At 63.6% G+C, this 15,831-nt stretch carries 14 protein-coding genes; 12 read left to right on the forward strand and 2 right to left on the reverse strand.

Annotated elements, in window-relative coordinates; translation table 11 throughout:
- Positions 1-3 precede the first annotated feature (3 nt).
- Genes mdcG through AT959_RS17735 form a run of 4 tightly spaced genes read left to right on the forward strand, consistent with a single transcriptional unit; the run spans position 4 to position 3,324 of the window.
- Entirely contained in the window at positions 4-672 is a 669-nt protein-coding gene (gene mdcG / locus AT959_RS17720; protein ID WP_066886031.1) for a malonate decarboxylase holo-[acyl-carrier-protein] synthase, read from the forward strand.
- Positions 665-1,558, forward strand: a complete 894-nt coding sequence (gene mdcB / locus AT959_RS17725; protein ID WP_083518471.1) for a triphosphoribosyl-dephospho-CoA synthase MdcB — start codon at positions 665-667, stop codon at positions 1,556-1,558. Before mdcG ends, mdcB begins: the two co-directional genes overlap by 8 nt.
- 2 nt (positions 1,559-1,560) lie before the next feature.
- A complete protein-coding gene (gene mdcH / locus AT959_RS17730; RefSeq protein WP_066886034.1) occupies positions 1,561-2,502 on the forward strand; it encodes a malonate decarboxylase subunit epsilon in 942 nt (313 codons plus the stop codon).
- A gap of 15 nt (positions 2,503-2,517) precedes the next feature.
- Positions 2,518-3,324: a sulfite exporter TauE/SafE family protein gene (locus AT959_RS17735; protein WP_066886037.1), complete on the forward strand. Its 807-nt coding sequence runs from the start codon at positions 2,518-2,520 to the stop codon at positions 3,322-3,324.
- 9 nt (positions 3,325-3,333) lie between these two features.
- Here the strand turns inward: AT959_RS17735 and AT959_RS17740 are convergent, their stop codons facing one another.
- Positions 3,334-4,110, reverse strand: a complete 777-nt coding sequence (locus tag AT959_RS17740) for an enoyl-CoA hydratase/isomerase family protein (RefSeq protein ID WP_066886040.1) — start codon at positions 4,108-4,110, stop codon at positions 3,334-3,336.
- A gap of 127 nt (positions 4,111-4,237) precedes the next feature.
- On the opposite strand from AT959_RS17740, the gene AT959_RS17745 reads away from it, so the two are divergent.
- The 4 genes from AT959_RS17745 to AT959_RS22050 all read left to right on the forward strand — a co-directional run bounded on the left by AT959_RS17745 (position 4,238) and on the right by AT959_RS22050 (position 8,140).
- On the forward strand, positions 4,238-4,558 hold the full coding sequence (locus tag AT959_RS17745; protein WP_205629953.1) for a DUF485 domain-containing protein: 321 nt from the start codon (positions 4,238-4,240) through the stop codon (positions 4,556-4,558).
- Positions 4,555-6,222 carry a cation acetate symporter gene (locus AT959_RS17750; RefSeq protein ID WP_066886043.1) on the forward strand — a complete coding sequence of 556 codons (1,668 nt, stop codon included), beginning with the start codon at positions 4,555-4,557 and terminating at the stop codon, positions 6,220-6,222. Before AT959_RS17745 ends, AT959_RS17750 begins: the two co-directional genes overlap by 4 nt.
- A gap of 141 nt (positions 6,223-6,363) precedes the next feature.
- Complete coding sequence (locus AT959_RS17755) at positions 6,364-6,882, forward strand: PAS domain-containing protein (RefSeq protein ID WP_066886046.1); 519 nt, start codon at positions 6,364-6,366, stop codon at positions 6,880-6,882.
- Positions 6,857-8,140 (forward strand): methyl-accepting chemotaxis protein, encoded by a 1,284-nt coding sequence (locus AT959_RS22050; protein WP_066886049.1) that lies wholly within the window; start codon positions 6,857-6,859, stop codon positions 8,138-8,140. Before AT959_RS17755 ends, AT959_RS22050 begins: the two co-directional genes overlap by 26 nt.
- Positions 8,141-8,197: 57 nt before the next feature.
- On the opposite strand, the gene AT959_RS17765 is transcribed toward AT959_RS22050, so the two are convergent.
- Positions 8,198-8,866 carry a GntR family transcriptional regulator gene (locus tag AT959_RS17765; RefSeq protein ID WP_066886051.1) on the reverse strand — a complete coding sequence of 223 codons (669 nt, stop codon included), beginning with the start codon at positions 8,864-8,866 and terminating at the stop codon, positions 8,198-8,200.
- 166 nt (positions 8,867-9,032) lie between these two features.
- On the opposite strand from AT959_RS17765, the gene scpA reads away from it, so the two are divergent.
- The 4 genes from scpA to accC are packed head-to-tail and all read left to right on the forward strand — an operon-like array spanning position 9,033 to position 15,794.
- Positions 9,033-11,183 (forward strand): methylmalonyl-CoA mutase, encoded by a 2,151-nt coding sequence (gene scpA, locus AT959_RS17770; RefSeq protein WP_066886054.1) that lies wholly within the window; start codon positions 9,033-9,035, stop codon positions 11,181-11,183.
- A 6-nt stretch (positions 11,184-11,189) separates the two neighbouring features.
- Positions 11,190-12,200, forward strand: a complete 1,011-nt coding sequence (gene meaB / locus AT959_RS17775; RefSeq protein ID WP_066886057.1) for a methylmalonyl Co-A mutase-associated GTPase MeaB — start codon at positions 11,190-11,192, stop codon at positions 12,198-12,200.
- Positions 12,201-12,233: 33 nt separating this feature from the next.
- Positions 12,234-13,769 (forward strand): acyl-CoA carboxylase subunit beta, encoded by a 1,536-nt coding sequence (locus tag AT959_RS17780; protein ID WP_066886060.1) that lies wholly within the window; start codon positions 12,234-12,236, stop codon positions 13,767-13,769.
- A gap of 21 nt (positions 13,770-13,790) precedes the next feature.
- Positions 13,791-15,794: an acetyl-CoA carboxylase biotin carboxylase subunit gene (gene accC / locus AT959_RS17785; RefSeq protein WP_066886063.1), complete on the forward strand. Its 2,004-nt coding sequence runs from the start codon at positions 13,791-13,793 to the stop codon at positions 15,792-15,794.
- Positions 15,795-15,831: the final 37 nt, after the last annotated feature.

The raw sequence follows: 15,831 nt of genomic DNA on the forward strand, positions 1-15,831 counted from the left end.
CCGATGCGCCGCCACGATCTCGTCTATCTGCAGCCGGACGCGGCCTTTGTGACGCCCTGCAGCGAGCCCGGCGATGCCTACTGGCAAGCCGCCCGGCAATGGATCGACGACGGGCGGCCGCTGGTCGCCGCCCGCCAGTCGGCCGACGGCGAGTGCCGGCTGCTTGGCCTCAGCCTGCCGACGACGTTGCAGCGAAAAAGGCTGTCGCTCAGCGTCGACCGCAGCGCCATTGCCGCGATTCGGCGGCCGCTGGCCATTGCCGACTGTCTGTCCCGGTTGCCGGCCGGGCAGGCCGTCGTGCTGGCCCGGCTGGCGGCCCAGGCAGCTACCTGTTCGGCCCGCCTCGGCGTGTACGGCTCGCTGGCCTGGGAGGTGCTGAGCGGGGAAAGCTACCGCCATGCCGACTCCGACATCGACCTGATTTGCGATATCGAGCAGGTCGGCCAATTCGCCGCCATGTTGCCGGCCATGCAGCAGGCGGCCGCCGAACTGCCCTGCCGGCTGGATGGCGAGTTGCGCTTCCCCGGCGGCCATGCCGCCGCCTGGCGGGAAATCGCCGGGCAGCTCGGCCAGCCGGGTGCCCAGGTCCTGGTCAAGGGCGAGCACGAGGTCGGCCTGTGGCCGCTGCACGCCTTGACCGCCAGCTTGTTGCCGGAGCTTTGCCATGCTTGAACGCGCCCTGCCGCGCCATCGCCCGCAGCCAATTGCTGCGCCGGCCGGCGAACTGTTTGCCGCCCGCGTCGGCCGGCTGGCCATCCGCAGCCTGTACCGCGAAGTGGCGCTCGACGGCAAGCCCGGCCTGGTCGGCCCGACTGGTAACGGCAGCCACCCCGACATGGATTTCACCACCTTCATGCGCAGCCTGCAGGCCTTGCGGGGCTACTTCCCGGCGATTGCCGCCTGCGGTTTGCAGCGCCCCGGTTTCGCGCCGCTGCGGGCGCTCGGCATCGCGGCCGAAGCGGACATGCTGGCGGCGACCGCTGCGGTCAACACCCATCGCGGGGCAATTTTCAACCTCGGCCTGCTCTGTGCGGCACTCGGTGTTCTGCAGGCCGAGGGCGCGGCGAGCAGTGCCGAAGCGGCCTGTGCCGTTGTCCGCCGCTGCTGGGGGGCGGACATTCTGGCCGGCCTGAGCGAGACAAGCGCCGACGCACCGCTCAGCCACGGCCTGATCGTCGCCCGCCGCGATGGCAGCGGCGGCGCAAGGCAGGAAGCGGCGAGCGGCTTTCCGGCCGCCCTCAACGTCGGTCTGCCGGCCTACCGCGCGGCCCTGGCCGCCACCGGCGATGGCGAACTGGCTGCGATGCAGGCGCTGTTCGCGCTGATCGCCGAGCTGGAAGACACCAACCTGCTCTGGCGCGGCGGGCGTGCCGGGCTGGACTACGGCCGCCGTGCCGCTGCCGATTTCCTGGCCGCTGGTGGCGTGCTCGCCGCCGACTGGCGGACCCGCGCTGTCGGCATCGACCGTGATTTCGTCGCCCGTCGCCTCAGCCCCGGCGGCAGTGCCGACCTGCTCGGCATCACGCTGTTCCTGGCCGAACTCGACGGCCTGGCCTGAACATGCGCCTCGCCCTCCTCTTCAGCGGCCAGGGCGGGCAAGGCCCGGCCCACTGGCAACAGGTGATGGACGGGCCCGATGCGGCGCTGCGCGATCAACTGCGCCATTTGCTGCCGGAGTTGGCCGGGCCGGCGGCGACCACGGAAACAACGGCTGGCCCTGGGGGCGATGCGGAAAAACTGGCAAAAAACAGCATCGCCCAGCCGCTGATCTTCGCGCAGCAGATGCTGCTCTGGGGGCAGTTGCAGCCGCGCCTGCCCCGGCCAATCTGTGCCGCCGGCTATTCGCTGGGCGAAATGGCGGCCTGTAGCGCGGCAGGCGCTTTTTCCGCCAGCGCCGGCCTGGACTTGTGCGCCAAACGCGCCGCCCTGATGGATGCTGCGGTGAGCGGTGAACAGGGAATGTTGGCCGTGCTCGGTCTCGACGAAGCGCTGGTCGAGGGTATGGCCGCCGCCGCCGGCCTCGCCGTCGCCATCCGCAATGCACCGCGCCATCTGGTGGTGGCCGGGCCGCGCCCCGGCCTGCTCGCCGTCGCCGAGCAGTTCACGGCGGCCGGCGCCAGTCGCCTGGTCCAGCTGGCGGTACGCACGCCGTCGCATACGCCGCAACTGAGGAGTGCTGCGGTCGACTTCCAGAAATGCCTTGATTTGCTGCCCGATGCCCGCCTGGCTTTTCCGGTACTCAGCGCCATCGATGCGACGCCGGCCCGGACGGCCCGTCCGGCACTCGATGCGCTGGCCCGCCAGATCTGCACGCCGCTCGACTGGGCGGCCTGCCTGCAGGCGGTGGCTGAAATGCAGCCGGATGCGGTGCTCGAAATCGGCCCCGGCAATGCGCTGAGCCGGCTCTTCGCCGAACTGGCGCCGAATGTGCCGGTGCGGGCTTGCGACGATTTCCGCAGTGTCGACGGCATCGTCCGCTGGGTCGAATCCGGCGGCCGCTAAACGCCGGCCCCGGTAATGCCGCTCGATGTCATTCCGATCTATCTGCTGACCGGCGCCGCGGCCGGTTTCTTTGCCGGCCTGCTCGGCGTCGGCGGCGGTGTGGTGGTGGTGCCGGTGCTGACCGTCATCTTCACCTGGCAAGGCTTTCCCGGCCGCGAGGTGCTGCATCTGGCGCTCGGCACGGCGATGGCGACCATCCTGTTCACCTCGCTGTCCAGCCTGCGCGCCCATCACGCCCACCGCGCCGTACTGTGGCCGGTGATGCGCCGCCTGACCCCGGGCATCCTGCTCTGTACGCTGCTCGGCGCCCAACTGGCGGCCGGCATTTCGTCGCGGGCGCTGGCCATCTTCTACGTCGCCTTCATGCTGTTCATTGCCCTGCAGATGTTCGCCAACCTGCGCCCGACGCCGAGCCGCAGCTTGCCCGGGCGGGCCGGCCTCGGGTTGGCCGGCAGCCTGATCGGCGCCATCGCCAGCCTGGCGGCGATGGGCGGCGGCGCGCTGACCGTGCCTTACCTGATCTGGTGCAATGTCCGGCCGCACCAGGCGATCGGCACCTCGGCCGCGGTCGGCCTGCCGATCGCCGTCGGCGGCACCCTCGGCTATGTCTGGAACGGCTGGGGGCATGGCGAGCTGCCGGCCGGCAGCCTCGGCTTCGTCTACCTGCCGGCGCTGGTCGTCATCCTGCTCGCCAGTGTGGCGGTGGCGCCGCTCGGCGCCGGCCTCGCCCATCGCCTGCCGGTTGTCGTCCTCAAGCGCATTTTTGCCGGCCTGCTGCTCGTCCTTTCGGCAAAAATGCTGTGGAGCCTGTACGGCGCCTGAGCACGGGGCTTACTGTGCCTTGAAAACCGGCTTGCGCTTTTCCAGGAAGGCGGCGAGGCCTTCCTTGTAATCTTCGGTGTCGAGGAAGGCGAAGGAGGCCGCCTTTTCTTCGTCGTTCAGTGGCTTGCCGCTTTGCAGCCGGCGTATCCACTGCTTGTGCCAGCCGGCGACCAGGGGGGCACCGGCGCCGATGCGGCGGGCCGTGGCATAGGCTTCGTCCTCGACCTGCGACTCGGGTACGACGCGGGTGACCAGGCCTTTTTCGTAGGCTTCGGTGGCGGTCAGGATGCGCCCTTCGAGCAGGATTTCCTTGATCACCGCCGCTCCGGCCAGCTTGAGCAGACCTTCCATTTCGCCGGGATACATCGAGAAACCGAGCTTGTTGATCGGTGCCCCGAAGCGGGCGTTCTCGGCGCAGATGCGCAGATCGCAGACGCCGGCTATTTCCAGGCCGCCACCGATGCAGGCGCCCTGGATCAGGGCGACGGTCGGGTGCGGGCAATCGGCAATGGCGTTCAGCGCGCTGGCGACCTGGCCGTGATAGTGCAGCGCCTGTTCCAGCGTGGCGCGGCCGGTGACGAACTCTTCCAGATCGCCGCCGGCGGCGAAGGCCTCGTGGCCGGCACCGCGGATGACGACGCAGCGAATGCTGCGGTCGACCGACAATTTGGCCATGTTTTCGGCCAGTTGCTGCCACATCGCCAGATCGATGGCGTTCAGCTTGCCGGGGTTGTTCAGGGTCAGGGTGGCGATTTCGCCAGTGCAGGAAAGGTCGACCGTGGCCATCACATATATCCATTATGGGAAGTCCGCCATTATAGGCGGCGCCCAATTCATTATTCGTTAATGTCTTATATAAGATACAATACTGCCGCCGGTTTTTTCGGTAATTATTAATTAGGGAGATCAAGCCATGAGCAGCGCGATGTATGAGCGAATGCGGGCCAACCCGAAGTTCCAGGAACTCGTCGCCCGACGGGGACGCTTTGCCTGGACGTTGGCATTTATCGTTTTGACCATGTTTTACGGCTTCGTGATGGTGGTTGCCTTTAATCCGGCATCCCTCGGCCAGCCGCTTGCTGAAGGTTCGATGTGGACGGTGGGGGTCGCCGTCGAACTGTTCATGTTCATTTTCTTCTGGGTGCTGACCGCCGTGTATGTGAAGCGGGCCAACACCGAGTTCGATAGCTTGACGCAGGAAATCGTCAAGGAAGCCTGGAAGGAGCAGAAATGATGCGCCAACTGATTACCGCGCTCGGACTGCTGAGCCTCTCCGCGCTGGCCGTTGCGGCCGGCGATCCGCTGGGCGCCGCTGAAAAGCAGGCGACCAACTGGCACGCCATCATCATGTTCTGCATCTTCGTCTTCATGACGATGGGCATTACCTACTGGGCGGCCAGCCGCACCAAGTCGACCGCCGATTTCTACACCGCCGGCGGCGGCATCACCGGCTTCCAGAACGGTCTGGCGATTGCCGGCGACTACATGTCGGCCGCCACCCTGCTCGGTCTGACCGCCATGGTCTACAGCCAGGGTTACGACGGCTACATCTACATGCTGGCCTTCTTCGCCGGCTGGCCGATCATCCTGTTCCTGATGGCCGAACGTCTGCGCAATCTCGGCAAGTTCACCTTCTCCGACATCACCGCCTACCGCCTCGACCAGGGTAAGGTGCGCACCATGGCGGCGATTTCCTCGCTGATCGTGGTCTGCTTCTACCTGATCGCCCAGATGGTCGGTGCCGGTCAGTTGATCAAGCTGCTCTTCGGCCTGGAATACAACGTCGCCATCTTCGCCGTCGGCATCCTGATGATGGTCTATGTCACCTTCGGTGGCATGGTCGCGACGACCTGGGTGCAGATCATCAAGGCCTGCATGCTGCTTGCCGGCGGTACGCTGGTCATGTTCCTCGCCTTCGGCCAGTTCGGCTTCTCGTTCCAGACCTTGCTGGAAAAGGCGACTTCGGTGCATAAGCTGGGCAACAAGCTGATGTATCCGGGTAGCCTGCTGGCCGATCCGGTCACCGCCATTTCGCTCGGTCTCGGCCTGATGTTCGGCACCGCCGGCCTGCCGCACATCCTGATGCGCTTCTTCACGGTGACCGACGCCAAGGAAGCGCGCAAGTCGGTGCTCTACGCCTCCGGCTTCGTTGCCTACTTCTTCAACGTCATCTTCATCATGGGCCTGTGCGGCATCATCATCGTCGGCCAGAACCCCGAGTTCTTCGAAGGTGGCACGGTCGGCGCCAAGCTGATCGGCGGCGGCAACATGGTCGCCATGCACCTGGCCAAGGCGGTCGGCGGCAACATGCTGCTCGGCTTCCTGGCCGCGGTCGCCTTCGCCACCATCCTGGCCGTCGTCTCCGGTCTGGCCCTGGCCGGTGCCTCGGCCATCTCGCATGACCTCTACGCCCGCGTCATCATGAAGGGAACGGCTTCGGAAGAGAAGGAAATCCGCGTCTCGAAGATCGCCACCATCTGCCTCGGCTTTGTCGCCATCATCCTCGGCATCCTGTTCGAGAAGCAGAACATCGCCTTCATGGTCGGCCTCGCCTTCGGGGTGGCGGCCGCTGCCAACTTCCCGGTACTCATCCTGTCCATGTACTGGAAGGGTCTGACCACCCGCGGCGCGCTGTTCGGCGGCTACGGCGGTCTGGTCTCCGCCGTCCTCTTCGTACTTTTCTCGAAGTCGGTTTGGGTCGATGTGCTGCATAACGCGGCACCGCTCTTCCCCTACACGCAGCCGGCACTGTTTGCCATGCCGATTGCTTTCCTGCTTGCCTTCATCTTCTCGAAGACCGACTCCAGCGTACGCGCTGGCAAGGAAATCGAAGCCTTCGAAGATCAGTACGTCCGGGCGCAGACCGGTTACGGCGCCGCCTCGGCCAGCAACCACTGATTTTCCAGTTGCTCCGCAAAACCCCGATGGCAGGCGCCATCGGGGTTTTTTTATTGCGCCATCGCTTGGCGAAAGTCGTGTGGTGTGTAGTAAATTCGACGCCTGCTTCGGCAGGGCTGCAGAATTAAAGGAGGGCCAGCAATGAAACGCGGAATCGCACCGACAACGGTCGAGCGCCTGATGCGGGAGGATGATTTCATCGTCTCGAAAACCAGCGCCAAGGGCATTATTACTTACGGAAATCCGATCTTCATCGAGTTTTCCGGCTACAGCGAGGCCGAATTGCTAGGCTCGCAGCACAACATCATTCGTCACCCCGACATGCCGCGGGCTGCCTTCAAGCTGGCCTGGGACACCATCCAGGCGGGGCAGGAGTTCTTTGGCTACGTCAAGAACCTGGCCAAGGATGGTAGTTTCTACTGGGTATTTACCCATATTTCGCCGGATTTCGACCTGCGGCGCAACATCGTCGGCTACACCTCGGTGCGCCGTTGCCCGCAGCGTTCCGCCCTCGCCAAAATTGAACCGGTGTACCAGCAGATGCTGGCGGCCGAACGTGCGGCCGGAGCGCGCGACGCTATCGCCGCCGGCACCCAGGTCCTGCTCGACCTGCTGAAACAGACTGGAATGGGTTATGAAGAACTCGTCTTTTCCCTTTAAGCGCCTGCTGCTGGTCGCGCTGATCGCCCTCGGTCTGGGCGCGGCGTTTTACGCGCCCTGGGCGGCGGCACTCTGCCTGCTCCCGGCCATGCTATTCGCTCTCTGGCCGGACCGCCAAACCGCAGGGCCGCTGGTCGATCTCGACCACCTGCTGCAAAGGGTCGGCCAGGGCGAACTGGTGGCGAGAATGCCGAATGCCGTGAATTCGCCGCGGCTGGAGGCGATCCGGGTCAATCTGAACTCGGTGCTCGACCAGACGGAAACCACCTTCCGCGAAATTCTCGGCGCGATGAACGCGACCTCCGAGAGCCGGCATTGGCGTCGCCTGCAAACCACCGGCCTGCACGGCACCTTCAAGGATGTGCTGGCCCAGATGCAGAGCCTGCTCGACCAGTTGAGCGTGGCGCAGGAGTCGATTGCCCGGGAAGCGCTGCTTTCCCGGATCTTCCTCCGTTCCGAGCGCGGTCTGTCGATGGCGATCGAGCACGTCAGTGCCGCCTTGCAGGAAGTCGGTGTGCATTCCCGTCATTCCGAGTCGCTGGCCGGCGATTTCGCCCATTCGGCCAGCGAGATGGCCGATGCGGCCAACCGGATGTCCGGCGCCCTTGGCGGCGCCCAGCATTCGGCCGAGAGTGGGGTGCAGGCCCTGGCCGACCTCAATGACAAGGCCGATGCCATTCGCGACCTGACCGGTCGCATCGACGGCATTGCCAAGCAGACCAATCTGCTGGCGCTCAATGCCGCCATCGAAGCGGCGCGCGCCGGCGAGGCGGGCCGCGGCTTTGCCGTGGTTGCCGACGAGGTCCGCAAGCTGGCCGATCAGTCGCTGAAGGCTTCAGAGGAAATCGCCGGGGCGATTGCCGCTATTTCCAGTTCGATGGCCGCAGCAACCACGCAGATCGGCGAACTTAGCCACTCCGTCTCGGATGCCCGGGAAACGGCGAACGAGTTCTCGCAGAAGCTGACGGTTTCGGCCACCTCCGCCGCCGAGGTCGGCGCCTTGTCCGGAACGATCGGCGGCGGCGCGCAGACGATGACCGACTCGATGCGTCTGGTCGCCCTCGCCCAGAAGGCGCGGGCCGATGTGACGGCGATCCTGCATGGCGAGGAAATCAATATCGCCAGTCTGCCGGAAATTGAAAAAGAAGCGATCGCCGCCGTGCAGAGCCGGCAGTGGGTCAAGGGCAGTGCCGACCGCGATGCCCTGGTCGCCATTTACGACAGGTTGTTCAGTAGTATCGAAAACCAGATGCGCTAGCCGCCCGGCGAGTCAAACGGCTCATTCCCGTTGCGGCGGGAATGAGCCGGCGGCAGCCTAGCCGGATTTGCCGCCGGTCGAGGTCTCGATCTTGGCCAGCGCTTCACGACCGGACAACAGGTGATCGTGCATCACCTTTTCGGCCCGGCCCGCATCGCCGGATTCCATCGCCGCCATGATCAGGCGATGCTCGTCCAGCGACTGCTGCAGGCGCCCTTCCAGCGACAGTGAATGCAGGCGCGACAGTTTGAGCACCTTGCGCAAATCCTGGATGACCGAGAGCAGCCAGCGATTGCCCGACAATTCCTGGATTTTCCGGTGGAATTCCTGGTTGGCTTCGAAGAAGGCATCGATCCGGCCTTCGCGCGCCGCCGATTCGAGTTCGGCATGGATGTTCTTGAGCGCGGTGATGTCAGCCGTCTTGGCCGCCTTGACCGCTTCCGCAGCGCAGCGTCCTTCCAGCATCGCCATCAGCGGGAAGATGTCGTCGAGATCCTGCCGGGAAATTTCGGTGACGTAGCAGCCGCGCCGCGGCTTCAGTTCAACCAGACCTTCCGAAGCGAGCACCTTGAGCGCTTCGCGCAAAGGGGTACGGGAGATACCGTATTGTTCGGCGAGTTTCTGCTCGTCGATCCAGGTACCGGGAGTCAGCTCGTGGGCGAAGATGCGTTGGCGCAAACGTTCGGCCACTTCCTGATAAAGCGCGGTTGGTGCAATACGGTTCATGTTTTCGGTGTGGTGTGATTGAGCAAGCCGGTACTTGGCTGACTTGCGTCCATAATTATGGATAAAGTATTATGCTGGGCTTGGTATGTCAAGCTGGGTCCAGAGGCGTAGAATTTTGAATTCTGCATCATCGGCCTGAAAAAATCGAATCAGCGAGGGGTGTGTCATGTCTGAAAAGTTCTTTGATTCCAATAATCTGGATGCCTGGGAAAAGGCCGCCGCGAAACACTCACCGGGTGGCGACGTCAAGAATCTGAACTGGAATACCCCGGAAGGCCTGAGCGTCAAGCCGCTGTATACGAAATCGGACGTCGACGGTCTGGACTTTGCCGACACCCTGCCCGGCTTCGCGCCCTACCTGCGCGGCCCGCAGCCGACGATGTATGCCGTCAAGCCGTGGACCATCCGCCAGTACGCCGGCTTCTCCACCGCCGAGGCCTCCAACGCCTTCTACCGCAAGGCGCTGGCCGCCGGCGGCCAGGGTGTTTCGGTCGCCTTCGACCTGGCGACCCACCGTGGTTACGACTCGGACAATGCCCGCGTCACCGGCGACGTCGGCAAGGCCGGCGTGGCGATCGACTCGGTCGAAGACATGAAGATCCTCTTCGACAGCATTCCGCTCGACAAGGTGTCGGTGTCAATGACGATGAACGGCGCCGTGCTGCCGATTCTCGCCGGCTACATCGTCGCCGCCGAGGAACAGGGTGTGGCGCAGGACAAGCTGTCCGGCACCATCCAGAACGACATCCTCAAAGAGTTTATGGTGCGGAATACCTATATCTATCCGCCCAAACCGTCGATGAAGATCATTGCCGACATTTTCGGCTACACGGCGCAGCACATGCCGAAGTTCAACTCGATCTCGATTTCCGGTTATCACATCCAGGAAGCCGGCGCCAACCAGGCCATCGAACTGGCCTTCACGCTGGCCGACGGCATGGAATACGTCCGCACCGGCGTCGCTTCCGGCATGGATGTCGACACCTTTGCCGGCCGCCTGTCCTTCTTCTGGGCGGTGGGCATGAACTTCTATCTGGAAATCGCCAAGATGCGCGCCGCCCGTTTGCTGTGGCACCGCATCATGACCAAGTTCAACGCCAAGAGCCCGAAGTCGATGATGCTGCGTACGCACAGCCAGACTTCCGGCTGGTCGCTGACCGAGCAGGATCCTTACAACAACGTCGTCCGCACCACCATCGAAGCGATGGCGGCGGTCTTCGGCGGTACCCAGTCGCTGCACACCAACGCGCTCGACGAAGCGATCGCGCTGCCGACCGAGTTCTCGTCGCGTATCGCCCGCAACACGCAGCTGATCATCCAGGAAGAAACCCACATCACCAACGTCGTCGATCCGTGGGCCGGCTCCTACATGATGGAAAAGCTGACCCAGGACATGGCCGACAAGGCCTGGAGCATCATCGAGGAAATCGAGGCGATGGGCGGCATGACCAAGGCCGTCGAATCGGGCTGGGCCAAGATGCAGGTCGAAACCTGTGCCGCCGACAAGCAGGCGCGCATCGACTCCGGCAAGGACGTCATCGTCGGCGTCAACAAGTACAAGCTGGCCAAGGAAGACGCGATCGACATCCTCGATATCGACAACCACGCCGTGCGTGACGCGCAGGTCGCCCGCCTCAAGCAGATTCGTGCGACGCGCGACAGTGCTGCGGTCAACGCTGCGCTGGAGGCATTAACCAAGGCGGCCGAAACCGGCGACGGCAACCTGCTCGACCTGACCGTCAAGGCGATGCGCCTGCGGGCCACGGTCGGTGAAGTGTCCGATGCGCTGGAAAAGATCTTTGGTCGTTTCCGCGCCAACAACCAGACCATTTCGGGTGTGTACGGAGGTGTCGTGGAAGGTCAGGAAAGCTGGGAAAGCATCAAGGCCGATATCGCCAAGTTTGCCGAGGAAGAAGGCCGTCGGCCGCGCATCATGATCGCCAAGCTCGGCCAGGATGGCCATGACCGGGGCGCCAAGGTCGTCGCCACGGCATTTGCCGACCTCGGTTTCGACATCGACATGGGGCCGCTGTTCCAGACGCCGGAAGAAGCCGCCCGTCAGGCCATCGAAAACGACGTCCATGCAATCGGCGTTTCCTCGCTGGCGGCCGGGCACAAGACCCTGCTGCCGGAGCTGGTCAAGTCGCTGCAGGCCCAGGGCGCCGACGACATCATTGTCTTCGCCGGCGGTGTCATCCCGGCCCAGGACTACGATTACCTGTACAACGCCGGGGCCAAGGCCATTTTCGGGCCGGGCACGCGGATCGAGGATTCGGCGATCAAGGTGCTGGCCGAAATCCGCAAGGCCCGCGGCTAAGTCCGGATGAAGCTGGGCGAAGCTCCCGTGTTGGCTCATTCGCTTTCTACCGCCGATCAGGCGCTGGTCGACGGCGTGCTGGCCGGTCAGCGCCGTGCGCTGGCCAAGGCCATCACGCTGATCGAATCGACCCGCCATGATCATCAGCAGCGCGCCCAGCAGGTGCTCAACGCGTTGCTGCCGCAGACCGGCAACGCGATCCGCATCGGCATCTCCGGCGTGCCAGGGGCGGGCAAGTCCACCTTCATCGAGGCGCTTGGCGTCTGGCTGATCGAGCAAGGCAAGAAGCTGGCCGTGCTCGCCGTCGACCCGTCGTCGTCGGTGTCGGGCGGTTCCATCCTCGGCGACAAGACGCGCATGGAGCAGCTGTGCCAGCGCGAGGAAGCCTTCATCCGGCCCAGCCCGTCGGCCGGTTCGCTGGGCGGCGTTGCCGAAAAGACGCGCGAGGCGATGCTGCTCTGCGAGGCGGCCGGTTTCGACGTCATCATCGTCGAGACGGTCGGCGTCGGCCAGTCGGAAACGACGGTGGCCGGCATGGTCGACATGTTCTGTCTGCTGCAGTTGCCGAATGCCGGCGACGACCTGCAGGCGATCAAGAAGGGTATTGTCGAGATCGCCGATCTGGTGGTCATCAACAAGGCCGATATCGACCGCCAGGCGACGGCGGTGGTTCGCGCCCAGTGGCGCAACGCGCTGCACATGCTGCGCCCGGCGTCACCGAACTGGGCGCCGCCGGTGATCGCGCTGTCGGCCCTGCACAAGGAAGGCATCGTCGATTTCTGGGAACAGATCGAGAAATACCAGGCGGCGCTGAAGCCGACCGGCGAGTTCGCCGCCAAGCGCCAGCACCAGTCGCTGAGCTGGATGTGGCAACTGATCGATTCCGGCCTGCGTCAGCACTTCCGTCATCATCCGCGCGTGCAGGAAAACCTGCCGGCGCTGACTCTCTCCGTCGAACAGGGCCATACGACCCCGGCTGCCGCCGCGTATGCGCTGCTCGACTATCTGAAACACTGATTTCAAATTACCCGAACCACTAAGGGAGTTTCTATGCACGACATCATCCGCCAGCTGGAAAAAAAGCGTGAACTGGCCCGCCTCGGCGGTGGCCAGAAACGTATCGACAGCCAGCACAAGAAGGGCAAGCTGACCGCCCGCGAACGTCTCGAACTGCTGCTCGATCCCAATTCCTTCGAAGAATGGGACATGTTCAAGGAACACCGCTGCGTCGATTTCGGCATGAATGAAGCCGAAAAGACCCCGGGTGACGGTGTCGTCGTCGGTTACGGCACGATCAACGGTCGTCTGGTCTTCGTCTTCTCGCAGGACTTCACCGTTTTCGGCGGCTCGCTGTCGGAAACCCACGCCGAGAAGATCTGCAAGGTGATGGACCAGGCGATGAAGGTCGGTGCCCCGGTGATCGGCTTGAACGATTCGGGCGGCGCCCGCATCCAGGAAGGCGTTGCCTCCCTCGGTGGTTACGCCGACGTCTTTCAGCGCAACGTGATGGCTTCCGGCGTCGTGCCGCAGATCTCGATGATCATGGGCCCCTGTGCCGGTGGCGCGGTGTACTCGCCGTCGATGACCGATTTCATCTTCATGGTCAAGGACTCCTCCTACATGTTCGTGACCGGTCCGGAAGTCGTCAAGACGGTGACCCACGAAGACGTGACCGCCGAGGAACTGGGCGGTGCGGTGACCCACACCAGCAAGTCGGGCGTTGCTGACCTGGCTTTCGAGAACGACGTCGAAGCCCTCTCCATGCTGCGCCGCTTCATGAATTTCGTGCCGGCCAACAACCGCGAAAAGCCGCCGGTGACGCCGACCAACGACCCGGTCGACCGCTTCGACCATTCGCTCGACACGCTGGTCCCGGACAACGCCAACAAGCCGTACGACATGAAGGAACTGCTGATCAAGGTGGTCGACGACAACGACTTCTTCGAACTGCAGCCGGATTACGCCAAGAACATCATCATCGGTTTCGGCCGCGTTGACGGCCACCCGGTCGGCATCGTCGCCAACCAGCCGCTGGTCCTGGCCGGCTGTCTGGACATCAAGTCCTCGATCAAGGCGGCCCGCTTCGTCCGCTTCTGCGATGCCTTCAACATTCCGGTCGTCACCTTCGTCGACGTCCCGGGCTTCATGCCAGGCACCACGCAGGAATACGGCGGCATTATCAAGCACGGCGCCAAGCTGCTCTATGCCTACGCCGAATGTACCGTGCCGAAGGTCACCGTGATTACCCGCAAGGCTTACGGCGGTGCCTACGACGTGATGTCGTCGAAGCACCTGCGCGGCGACGTCAACCTGGCCTGGCCGTCGGCTGAAATCGCCGTGATGGGCCCGAAGGGCGCTGTCGAAATCATCTTCCGTGAAGAAAAGAACAATCCGGAAAAGCTGGCCGAGCGCGAAGCCGAGTACAAGGAAAAGTTCGCCAACCCGTTCGTGGCCGGCGCCCGTGGCTTCATCGACGACGTCATCATGCCGCACGCTACCCGCAAGCGCATCGCCCGTTCGCTGGCCATGCTGCGTGACAAGAAACTCGACAACCCGTGGCGCAAGCACGGCAACATTCCTCTGTAAGCGTCAGGGAGAAACAGGAATATGTTCAAGAAGATTCTGATTGCCAACCGCGGCGAAATTGCCTGCCGCGTCATCAAGACCGCCCGCAAGATGGGCATCAAGACCGTCGCCGTCTATTCCGAAGCCGACAAGGATGCGCTGCACGTCGATCTGGCCGACGAAGCCGTCTGTATCGGCCCGGCTGCGTCGAAAGAGTCCTACCTGGTGATGGACAAGATCATCGCTGCCTGCAAGCAGACCGGCGCTGAAGCAGTCCACCCGGGCTACGGCTTTCTGTCCGAGAACGCCGAGTTCTCGCGTCGCTTGGAAGAAGAAGGCATCAAGTTCATCGGTCCGAAGCACTACTCGGTGGCCAAGATGGGTGACAAGATCGAGTCCAAGAAGCTCGCCATCGCCGCCAAGGTCAACACCATTCCGGGTTACAACGATGCCATCGCCGGTCCGGACGAAGCGGTCGCGATTGCCAAGAACATCGGCTATCCGGTGATGATCAAGGCCTCCGCCGGCGGCGGCGGCAAGGGTCTGCGCGTCGCCTTCAACGATGCCGAAGCGCACGAAGGTTTCTCTTCCTGCGTCAATGAAGCCCGCAACTCCTTCGGCGACGACCGCGTCTTCATCGAAAAATACGTGCTCGAACCGCGCCACATCGAAATCCAGGTGCTGGGCGACTCGCACGGCAACTACGTGTACCTGAACGAGCGCGACTGCTCGATCCAGCGTCGTCACCAGAAGGTCATCGAAGAGGCGCCGAGCCCCTTCGTCGACCCCGAGATGCGCAAGGCGATGGGCGAACAGGCCGTGGCCCTGGCTCGCGCGGTGAACTACGAATCGGCCGGCACGGTCGAGTTCGTCGTCAGCGGCGCGACCAAGGAGTTCTACTTCCTGGAAATGAACACCCGTCTGCAGGTCGAACACCCGGTCACCGAGCTGATCACCGGCCTCGACCTGGTCGAGCAGATGATCCGCGTCGCCTACGGCGAAAAGCTGCCGCTGGCCCAGGCCGATGTCACCATCAACGGCTGGGCGATGGAATGCCGGATCAATGCCGAAGACCCGTTCCGCGGCTTCCTGCCCTCGACCGGTCGTCTGGTCAAGTTCCAGCCGCCGGCCGAGATTCCGGGTCAGGTTCGGGTCGATACCGGCGTTTACGACGGTGGCGAGATCTCGATGTTCTACGACTCGATGATCGCCAAGCTGATCGTGCACGGTGCTACCCGCGAGCAAGCCATTTCCCGCATGCGTGACGCGCTGAACGGTTTCGTGATCCGCGGTATTTCCTCGAACATTCCGTTCCAGGCGGCCCTGATGCAGCACCCGCGCTTCCAGTCCGGCAACTTCAACACCGGCTTCATCGCCGAGGAATATCCGAAGGGCTTCGATGCCTCGATGGTGCCGCACGATGATCCGGCCCTGCTGGTTTCGGTTGCCGCCTATGTGTACCGTGCCTTTACCGACCGTTCCGCTTCGATCACTGGCCAGCTGCAGGGCCATGAGCGCATCGTCGGCGACAACTGGTGCGTCGTCCGCCTCAACCCGAACGGCAACGAGAACCATCTGGTGGTCGCCCGTCCGATTCCCGGCGGCTACCATGTCGAGTACAAGGGTGAGACCTACGAGATCCTGTCCGGCTGGAAACTCGGCGAGTCGCTGTTCAATGGCACCTGCAACGGCGAGGAATTCACGCTGCAGGTCGAACGTCACAAGACCAAGTACAGCCTGTTCCACTGGGGCACCCGCGCCGACTTCATGGTGATGAGCGCTCGCGCTGCCGAACTGTTGGCCCTGATGCCCGAGAAGGCCGCACCGGATCTTTCCAAGTTCCTGCTCTCGCCGATGCCGGGCCTGCTCCGCGAAGTCGCGGTCAAGGTCGGTCAGGACGTCAAGGCCGGCGAAAAATTGGCCGTGATCGAAGCCATGAAGATGGAAAACATCCTCAAGGCCGACCAGGACTGCAAGGTGAAAAAGATTTCGGCGGCGGCCGGCGAAAGCCTGTCGGTGGACCAGATTATCATCGAGTTCGAGTAATCCGGCTCAGCCACCGGTTTTTGCCCAAAACCGGTGG

This window comes from Dechloromonas denitrificans (assembly GCF_001551835.1).
Lineage (GTDB): Bacteria > Pseudomonadota > Gammaproteobacteria > Burkholderiales > Rhodocyclaceae > Azonexus > Azonexus denitrificans.